Here is a 1,503-nt window from a genome sequence, read left to right as displayed (position 1 = left end):
AAACTCATAGATGGTGCTGATACCGCTCTCTACACTTGCCGTCGTCGGGTTACCCACGGTTGGGGTTTCAACGCCTTCGATAATCGTTTTATCGGCATTTTTAGTATCTGAGATCAGGGTAATTATATCGCCTTCTCTCAGCGATGTATCAGCGGCAATGCTGGTGATGTTCACTTTAGATTTAACGTTGCCGGAATTCAGGTCAACTTCAGTTCCGTAGACTTGGAGCATAGTGTTCCCAGCCAACACATCTGAACCAATGTGGAAGTTATAGGTCTCGAAATTGCCGACTGTTTTTCCGCTTTGCATTGTCAGCTTGGATTGGACATTTAAGGTGTTGCCCCTCACCTGATCTAGAGATGCTTTGGCTTGGCCGCCATAGATGTTGCCTCTAATCATTCCACCATTGTAGGTAACGGTATTGCCTGTCGCCGAGCAGTTTGAACAGGTAGCCGCGTCTGCGTCTGTCTTGCCACCGTAGATATCGGAGTGAAGTATGCCGCCAGAAATGGTGACAGTGTTGTATTTTGCATTTCCTGCAGAGGATACGCCGCCGATAACCTCACCGTTTATGGTGCCACCGCTTATGATTACGGAGTTGCCGACTACTTTGCCATTAAAGGTGGCGAAAGTATTCCCGGAATTGGTCTTGCCACCAATGACATTGCCCGAAACAACCGTGCCGCGGCCGGAGATTGTAACCGTGTTGGCATAGCTCTCGCCTGCGCCGCTGACTATGTTGCCGCCAGTAACGGCGCCGCCAATCTGTGCACCTTCAGAAATTGTTACTGCATTGTTCCAGGCCCTGCCCTCCCCAGAATCTGAGCCTCCAGCGACGCCAGACTTAACGGCAGTATTTGATCCGGTGATGTTTACTGTGTTGCCCGTCGCGTCGCCATTATGTGAGGAGCCACCAAAAACATCGCTTACTGTAGCGCCAGCCTCAACGTTAACTGTGTTGTTGTTGGCACTTTCGCCCCAGCCGCCGATGGTGAGGCCTTTTACTTCAGTACCTGCGCCGGTTACCGTTACTGTGTTGTCAGTGGCTGTGCCGCCGGAGCTATTCCCACCGTTTGCAATTCCTGTGACTATGGCCTCGGCTTCAATTATCAGCTTGTTGCCTGCTACGGTTATGCCTTTTCCTGAAAATCCGCCGTAAGCGTCTTTTGCGACGGTGGTGCCAGCGCCGGTAACGGTGACCTTGTTATTATTAAGGGCACTCGGCATAAGATACCCGCCTGCATCTGGCTTGATCGTGCTGTCTGCGGTCCCATCATAAAAGCAGCCCGGCTTTGCAGCATCGCCGTCTACGTAGGTACAGTCTGCCGCTTGCGCTTCAGAAAGGCTTGGCAGCATGATGGAACTAGCCAGCAGCAAAGATGTGCCAAGCAGGGCGGTGGATGATAAAAGAGCGATTTTTTTAGCGGTGAAGCACATGAGAATTGGCCAAATTTTGAGGGTTTTGGCCAGTATTCGGTAAAGCCTAAAAGTTGTCTTAGGTTT

General features: G+C 51.0%; 1 protein-coding gene. It reads right to left on the bottom strand.

Annotated features, from left to right (window positions below; all coding sequences use genetic code 11):
• Positions 1–1,437 (bottom strand): hypothetical protein (locus E1162_RS02600; RefSeq protein ID WP_257098603.1); only part of this gene is annotated, 1,437 nt, incomplete at its 3' end.
• Positions 1,438–1,503 lie beyond the last annotated feature (66 nt).

This window comes from Pseudovibrio flavus, assembly GCF_009711345.1.
Lineage (GTDB): Bacteria > Pseudomonadota > Alphaproteobacteria > Rhizobiales > Stappiaceae > Pseudovibrio > Pseudovibrio flavus.
Note: the sequence above shows the minus strand (reverse complement) of the source record. Positions and strands in the feature narration are given on the sequence as shown.